5 protein-coding genes are annotated in these 8265 nt (G+C 39.1%); all 5 read left to right on the top strand.

Features of this window, described 5'->3' with window-relative positions:
- Positions 1-195 precede the first annotated feature (195 nt).
- Positions 196-777, top strand: coding sequence for a hypothetical protein (locus ANA7108_RS0105440; protein WP_016949758.1), 582 nt, complete (start codon positions 196-198; stop codon positions 775-777).
- On the top strand, positions 774-4451 hold the full coding sequence (locus ANA7108_RS0105445) for a hypothetical protein (RefSeq protein WP_016949759.1): 3678 nt from the start codon (positions 774-776) through the stop codon (positions 4449-4451). Before ANA7108_RS0105440 ends, ANA7108_RS0105445 begins: the two co-directional genes overlap by 4 nt.
- The gene (locus tag ANA7108_RS0105450) at positions 4448-6604 is read left to right on the top strand and encodes a hypothetical protein (protein WP_016949760.1); all 2157 of its coding nucleotides are present in this window, start codon (positions 4448-4450) and stop codon (positions 6602-6604) included. Before ANA7108_RS0105445 ends, ANA7108_RS0105450 begins: the two co-directional genes overlap by 4 nt.
- A gap of 32 nt (positions 6605-6636) precedes the next feature.
- On the top strand, positions 6637-7320 hold the full coding sequence (locus ANA7108_RS0105455) for a hypothetical protein (protein WP_016949761.1): 684 nt from the start codon (positions 6637-6639) through the stop codon (positions 7318-7320).
- 14 nt (positions 7321-7334) lie between these two features.
- On the top strand, positions 7335-8265 hold a 931-nt coding region (locus tag ANA7108_RS26850), incomplete at its 3' end, for a hypothetical protein (RefSeq protein ID WP_042490252.1).

Raw genomic sequence — 8265 nt, forward strand, 5'->3', positions numbered from 1 at the left:
CTGCGCCTCTGTGTAGCGCGGCGCATGGTTTGGTTACTCAAAGTCACATGATTTAGTTAGCCAATCCATCTGTCGCGTTTGTCAAACCATATGACGCTGCCCATCCCTAAATCGCATTTAAAACCTGACTGTAAAATTTCAGCCTTGCACATTCCTTCTTAAGCAGCTAATCCATGATTAGTATTCACAATCATCATGGAAATAGCTCACGTAGAATTTGACTGTATAGAATTTCAGGATATAGCTGGAGAATACCGCCTCATTCACGGCTGTTCGCTAAAAAATCGTGATGAACTGCGATCGCGTCTTTCTCTGCTACAAAAATTTTTAAACAACTCACCTGAACAAGAGACGGTGCGATCGCTTTATGACCAGAATAAATATTTTCAACATCTGTGCCACCAATGCCTGGCACTTTCTGGCATCTCATTGGAATGGATAGATTTTGGCATGATGCTCCAAATGCTTTTCCCGTATAAAACTGGGGAAAAATACAGGCAGGGAATTTTAGTCGAGCTAAACTTTTCTGCTCAAAGTGATGTCAAAAGCCAAAAAGGTGCGAATTATGAAGAAATCTTAGCAGCACTATGGAGTCATACAGGGGATTTGCAAAAGGCTTTAGAATTTGCCGGCACACTTCCTGCTGATCAGCTTTTAAACATCATGCAAGCTAGAGCTAAACAGATGCAAGATGCTGATCCACAGAAACGAGAAAAAGCTCAACAGCGTGAATGGCAACAGAAGGCTAGAGAAGATTTAACCAGAGGTCAGCAATGAAAGTTTCCATAGTTTTTCAATCATCTGGTGCTGACCGGACTGTTGGTGAAACCAGACAAATTCAGCAGGCGTTAAATGGACTTGGATCGGCATCTACTAACATCACACAGCAAAATCAAAAAGCGGGTCTTAGCGTAGCCGATTTAGCTTTTAAATTTAATAACGTTGTCCAAGCAGTTCAAACCCTAGCAGCCACAGCAAAACCAGCTTATGACCTGCTAATAGGGCAAAATGAACAACTAAATCAACAACTTTTGGCAGCTAGAGCCAACCTTGTAGCTACTAACAAAGTACTATCTGATGGAGTAGAAATCAAAGACCCCACACAAGCGATTGAGGCATTAAACGAACCTATTAAGCAAGCGGTACAACAAATTCGGGAAAATAGTTTAGATATAGTTGGTGTAACTAGTAATCAACTTATAGACACCTTTCAAATTCTTACCTCACAAGCAGCTAGTTTAACCAACCAAAGTAAAGAATTGCCAGATGCCATAGGTGCAGCTACAAACTTAACCACAGATTTTGCCGCCGCGCTGGGAACCATAGGACTACCTCTAAATCAAGCTAGGCAGGAAATCACTTCTATATTAACTGGTACAATTGATACAAATTCTGTTTTAGCAAAAAACCTTGGAATTACTAACCAACAAGTTCAAAGTTGGAAAGCACAAGGTATTTTGGTTGACGAACTCAGAAATCGACTGAACCCGTTTGTCGAAGGAAATAAATTAGCAGCTAGAAGCATTTCTGGAATTACCAGTAATATCCAAGAAGTATTGGAAATCACCGCACAAGCCGCAGGTGAACCATTATTGGAGCCACTAGTAAACACGCTGGAGGAGTTGTATCTCTTCCTAAAAGATAACCAGGAAGAATTACAAAATTTCAGCCAAGATGCAATTCTCAAATTTTTGAGTTTAGCTCAAGCTGTTGGCGATGCGGCCATGCGTATTGGTGATGTTCTGTTACCAACTATTCAAGATTTACGCCCATCTGCTGAAATTTTCGCAGACACATTTATAACAGGGCTAAAAGTGTCTGCTGATGTTGTGGCTAATTTAGTTGAAGCGTTGCAGCCGTTGATTCAAGGATTAGTCAATTTAACTAACATCGCTACCGAAGGGTTCGAGCAAGCACAAAACAATCTTGCTGAATTAGCTGGTACAGCCCAACTTAGTCAGGAAGCCATACAAAGTTACGCTGGTGTAACCGAGACTTTACTTGGACAAGCCACAAAATCAATCAAGGAACAAAAAACTGCTCTTGATCTACGTAACCAGTCTGATAAAGACAAGATACAACTCACTAAGGAGCAGGTAGCATCTGAAACCAAAGCAAGGCAATCAGCACAACAAGTTATTACTGATTTAAAAAATCAACGGAAAGAACTAGTACAACTCAGTGTAGTTGGGACAGAAAACAAAATTGCCCTTAAAGGGCAAATTGCAGTTATAGATGCTTACTTGACTAGCTTGGAAAGACAAAATGGACAGTTCAAAACTTCCATAGCCAACATCCAAGTTCAAGCAAAATCTTTAGACACTCTTGGTAATACATACAAACAATTGCAGGATAAAGCCGAAAACGCACGGAGGGTTTTATCTGAAGGTGCTGGGGGTGATTCCAATCGTGCTAATCAATCAGCCAAAGAACTGATTTCCTTGACTGAGCAACGACGACAGTTGGGTCAAATCACTGCACAACAAGCCGTCAAGGAATTAGAAGCCGTTCGTGCAAACACCAAAATCTCATTTGAACAACAAGTAGCTGCGGCTGAAGCAATTACCAAAGTTCAACAAAATCAGGGTGAGAGACGGCTTGCTGATATCAGAGCCAAACAGCAGCAAACTCAAAATTTGATTGATCAAGGAATAGTATCTCAGTCTGAAGGTGAACGTCGTTTAACGTCTCTGAAGCAACAGGAGTTAGAGATAAGGTTAAAAAATACCCAGCAAGCCCTGGCTAGGGAAAGGAAAGAAGGCAGAGGTAGTGGTGATACGGCTAAACAACTCACCGATCAGGAAAAACAATTACAGGTAGAAATTGTTAAAACTCGCACCGATGGACTGCGAAAATTACAAGGGGTTTATATCAAAGACTTAGAAACATCTTTGTCTAAAGCCTCTGACGCTGTTAAGGCTGCGGAAACAAGTAGGTTAACCCAAATTCAACAATTACTCAACCAAGGCGTTATCAGCCAAAAACAGGCTGAGGAATTACGTCTTAATGCCAAACGCCAAAGTATTGCTGAAGACTTGAAAATTGAGCAGGAACGACTAGCCAAACTACTGGCTTTGCCTAAAACAGCCAACCCAGAGGATGAGGAAAGCAGGCAAGGGAAAATTCGTGCCAGTCGTCAACGTACCGCTGACCTGCAACTTCAGCTACTCCAGAATGAGTATGATAAGCAACAGCAAATTAGGGCTGCGGCTATTAAAGCCATTGAGGAAAGAGCAGGCGCTCAATTCAGAGCGAGTGCCAGCATTAATTCCGACTTAGAAAAAGAAAAAGCCGCTTATGACGCTATCAACCAAGCGATAGATGCTAGTAAGCAATTGCTGGAATCTCGTGCTGCTGTTCAAAAATCTTTATCAAACCTTCAGCAGACACAAACTGAAGGAGAAATACAAATTCTCCAGCAAGCACTGGCACTGCGTAAGGAAATTGATAAAAGTGAAAGTCCCGAAGCCAAAGCGATTTTGCAAACTGCACTGAACAAATTAGTGGTAGATGGAGCTATCACCGAATTATCCTTAGTTCAACAAAGGCAGGCTATTGAAAATCAACTTGCTCAACAAAAGCGAGAAGCAGCTTTGGCTGAAATAAAACGCCAACAGCAATCATTAGCGCTAGAACTTCAGAAGAATCAAATTATCGCTGGTAGAGCCTTACTAGAAGCTAAAATAGCCGAAAATAAGGCGAAACAGGATTTAAATGCAGCCGAGTCGAAATTAGCTACTGCAAAGGAAAATCCCCAAGATACGGAAGCAATTAAAAATGCTCAACAATCCGTTGATTTAGCAAAGCAGGCAATTGATCTAACAAAGCAAAACGTCGAAAATGCTCAAAAACAAGTTGCCCTTCAACCAGAACTTGCTGAAAATGAGAAAAAGCGACTAGCGGCTGATCAAGAAGCTATCCGTTCACAGTTGGATGTAGCGGATAAGACAAGACTAGCATCTCAATCAATGGAACTTGCTGGTTTAGAAGCAGCTAAATTTGCTGAAGCCATGAAGGCAGCACAGGAAGCCGCAGCGGCTGCTGAAAAAGCTGCTAAAGAAGCAGAATCGGCTGTGCCACCTGCAACCCCGACATCACGATTTACTGGCGGACCAATGACAGCGGGACAACCATATTTAGTGGGTGATGGACCAGGTGGTGAGTTTATCCCTGGAGTTTCCGAAGTTGTAGTTCCAGGAACCAGCAGCTATGTAGTTTCAGCCCGAAAAGTTGCTGAGTTGATGAACCCAGTTACTATCAGAGCCGCATCACCAGCACCTTCAAATTCTGGCAACTTTAACCAATTAACACGAGAAATACAGGGATTACGAGATGATTTACGACAAAGAAAGCCCATAAGTCAAAATCAATTTAACTTTTATAGGGAAGATAATGAAATAGATCAAGTTTCACAAGCAATGGACTTAATTCGTACCTCAATGCCACTATGACCCCATTAAATTTTGCTGTTCCCAATTGGCAACTAACCATAGGAGATTGGGATATCACCCATCTTGTTAGCCAATTTACTTTGCAAAGACCTCGTGTCGAAATCTCTACACCGTATTCATGGCAAGGGTCTTTCGTGCTTGATGAATCCCTAAATCCTGAACTATTGGCTGAATCACTAGATGATCTAGTGAACCCACAAAGATGGGCAATTGGAATGCACCCAATCAGAGTCAGTATTGATGGCAGATTAATTACAACCTGCCGTATAAAAAGATATTTTTACGACGAGGATAGATACACTGGTCAAGCTGAGATAACCGACCAACTAGGATTACGAGATTTTGAATCCCCACCAAAGGATTTTGAAGGATTAGGTTTCCAAGTCACTGGATCTGTTTCTTGCCAGGACGTTGTAATTAAACTTCTCCAACTCGCGGGATTATTCCCTATCATTAGCATTCCAGGATATTTTGAGGTTCCGCCAAATAAATTCAATGAATCCTATATTTCTTTAGCCCAAAGGATATGCGGAGAACGCGGGTATTGGCTGTACTGCGATCCTCTTGAAATAGTAAGAACAACTGCTTATACGCAGAAACCAGTTTTATTTCAACGTTCCCGCTCTCAAGTAGAGATTTTTGAGAGGCAACCTGGGTTAGAGATTCCAGCCGAAATCTTTAGAGTTATTGGCAATTGTGAAAAAATAGCCATATGTGGCTCTAAAGACCCAGTAGTAAACGAAGAATTTGAAACTGATTTTAATGGAGATAAAGTTTTAGTAAGACGTGAAACTATTTATCCTTTCGTTAATGGAAGCAGGAAAATACAATTACAAGAGGCGCTATCTTCTATATTTCCAGATACCTACCCTAATAATTCGCTACTAAAAACATCAGAAATAACCATTGAATCGAATTTTTACGATCTAAAAGGAAGATTGACTAAAAATGAAAAACGAATAAGTAGATTACTGGGAATAGCATTACCAGATGATTTTCCTGGCAATTTATCCATGATCAACGATGCACAAATAATTAGAGAGGAATATTCAAACAACCTACCAGGTTCGATCATCCAGGGTGCTGATGATGGAATCTTACGAAGTAAGATTACAACCAATTCGGTTCTTTTTGCTGTAGATAAAAATACAGGCACACCCTATAACTCCTTAGTGCCAATATACTTGGATGGCTATGAGTTGGCTGTAAAGGAAAAAACTGTTGAATCTTGGAATGGTGCTACATCAAATACAATTAATGCACCAAAATGTAGGCGATATGAATACAAACGATTAACTTACAAAAGAAATCAAGTAACTGTCAACGTTTCAACAACAGGAGGAATTAGCGGAAATACATCATTTAGCTATCAAGCTTTAGGTGAACTACTGCTAAAATCAACGGACAGAAAAACTGGACAAACTCCTCCAGAATGGCCGACAAAAGAGCCAGATAACCCAGTTGATACTATAAATGTCACAGGAGAAGTTAAAATTTATGCTTCCGCATTTAATCCTTATTATGAAAAAGAATTCCAGACATCTTGTAATACATTAACAAGTGATCCTGAATGTCAGTCGCTGGCTAATTTAATCGGTAGATTGCAACATCAGCGGTATCGATCTAGATTAATTACAATGCCTCCAGTAATTGAAGAATGGCTGGAAAACCCAATTCCATTTAGTACAATTAATATCCATAATGGGGCATTCATCATGGATTCTTCAGCGATTGTATTGCAAGAAAACCGGATGGTATTTAGCTTTATTGGCAATTACTTAGGTAGTATTCCCACTATTGGAGAAATAATACCAATATCTCCAGATACACCGATATCTCCTATTCAACAAATTCAATCACTTAAATCAAACTATGATTATTTAATTTCTGTAAATCAAGAAAATTATTTCGCCGCAAAAACAACAGAAATATTTTCTAATTACGCTTATTTAATGAATCCATTAGAAATCAATAACATCTTTATATATGCAACCGATATTTCCTCTATTAATATACCCATAGAACCTGAGACAGAAACACAAATTAACAATGACCTTGTATATGAAATTAATATTTCAGTTAATAACAGAAAAACAATAACAAATAACTACACTTATTATATATATGATTACGATATATTTGCCTATCAATAGGTTAAAATAAAAGAAGATACTTAAGGCTATTTATGTTTCAAAAAACAACATTGGAAAAACAAAGAGCGCTTACTGCTATTCACTCAAGTGCATCCAATTGGTACGGATTACTATTAACAGGTGATCGGACATCTGTTGTTATGACAGATGTGGATATAGATACAAATACCATTACTGCACCCGGTCATGATTTTGTAATCGGCAGTAGAATTAAATTCTCAAATACTGGAGGCGGAGTACCGGGAAATATTTCTACTAGTATTTATCATGTAGTCATCAATGTTTCAGAGGATACATTTCAAATTTGTGATGCCTTCTCCTACGATCAAATCAATAAGACTGGAAATATTGTTGATATCGACAGTATAGGAAGTGGAATAACCACAATAACGGAAGAAACATTGAATGTCCGAGACGATTTTGATATTTGGGTACGAAAGGAGGTTCCTGATTATTATGGCTCTAGCAGGAAATTATTTTACCCGCCTTCAGCCATAATTAATATCCCAACTGACTCAGCGAGTTTGGGTCCGATTGAAATCACATTTACTCCAACTTCTGCTGGTTCGATTACTTTTAGGTATTTCGCGGTAATAAGTGGAGGGACTGGAGTGCGAGGGAACCAGCAAGGAATTTTAGCAGGAATTGAAGATTTTGTATTTACTCAAACCATAGATACAACAGGAAGAACATTTGTTTACAACGCGGTGATATAACAATAGATATAGATATGGATGATTTAACGCGAAAAATTCAAGAACAGAGTAAATTGAGATATCAACTTACTCAAAAAAGAAAGAATAACCTACCACCACTTTTAAGAATTGGTGAATATCATCCAGAATCTGGAAAATATAGAGTTATTTTTCCTAACGGGGGGGAAACAATAAGTGGAATCAAACTTTTTAATTCCAGTACCTCAAATGGGACACCAGTTCGATCAACTCAGGCTTATGGGGCGCAATCCATAAGCCTGGACTATAAAAATTATACGGAGATTGAAATTACGGAAGAGGAAGAGGAAGAGAAGTACCCCGTTGCTATTCTATATTCGGTTGGCAACGAAATTTATGTTGGCGGTGATCGCCCGATTCCTAAATTAGTCTGGCAGATGCCAGAAAATACAGTAGATAAAAAATTAAGTAAATTTATAACTAATCTTGGCAACAGAAAAATTAATGCTAGTATTAAATACTCTTTACCAAGTATCGCAAGCATTCCAAATTACTATATTAGGCAAATAATCATTAACAAACCCGATATTGAATATTTATTAAACTACAAGACAGATCAAAATACTTTGTACTCCAAAATAGCCTATTATGCAGGAAATAGTACATTTGTTGGGATGACTAGAGGTTTACCGTTATTAGGAGATAACGACGCATATATACCGTTAAATCCTGGACTTTTCTTTAATTACAATTCCAGCTTTCAAGAAATACCTGGTACTTTCCCCAATAGAGCGACAACCGATGGATATATGTCTGATATCGTGGAAGTGGATTCGCTATCTCTCACCCCAGATTTCTTCGGTGCAGGGCAAGCCGACTGCTTCTTGATAGATAAAAATGGTGAACACAAAACCACCATGCCTTTATCTATAGTAAGAACCGTTGAGCCACCCTCCGACGAAAGATCGATCAATAGATTTGAATTAC

Origin of the sequence: Anabaena sp. PCC 7108, from assembly GCF_000332135.1 — a bacterium.
Lineage (GTDB): Bacteria > Cyanobacteriota > Cyanobacteriia > Cyanobacteriales > Nostocaceae > Anabaena.

What these genes read in the sequence shown, in the direction of transcription:
- ANA7108_RS0105455 (WP_016949761.1), top strand. Translation starts at nt 6,637, where the DNA reads ATGTTTCAAAAAACAACATTGGAAAAACAAAGAGCGCTTACTGCTATT.
- ANA7108_RS0105450 (WP_016949760.1), top strand. Translation starts at nt 4,448, where the DNA reads ATGACCCCATTAAATTTTGCTGTTCCCAATTGGCAACTAACCATAGGA.
- ANA7108_RS0105440 (WP_016949758.1), top strand. Translation starts at nt 196, where the DNA reads ATGGAAATAGCTCACGTAGAATTTGACTGTATAGAATTTCAGGATATA.
- ANA7108_RS0105445 (WP_016949759.1), top strand. Translation starts at nt 774, where the DNA reads ATGAAAGTTTCCATAGTTTTTCAATCATCTGGTGCTGACCGGACTGTT.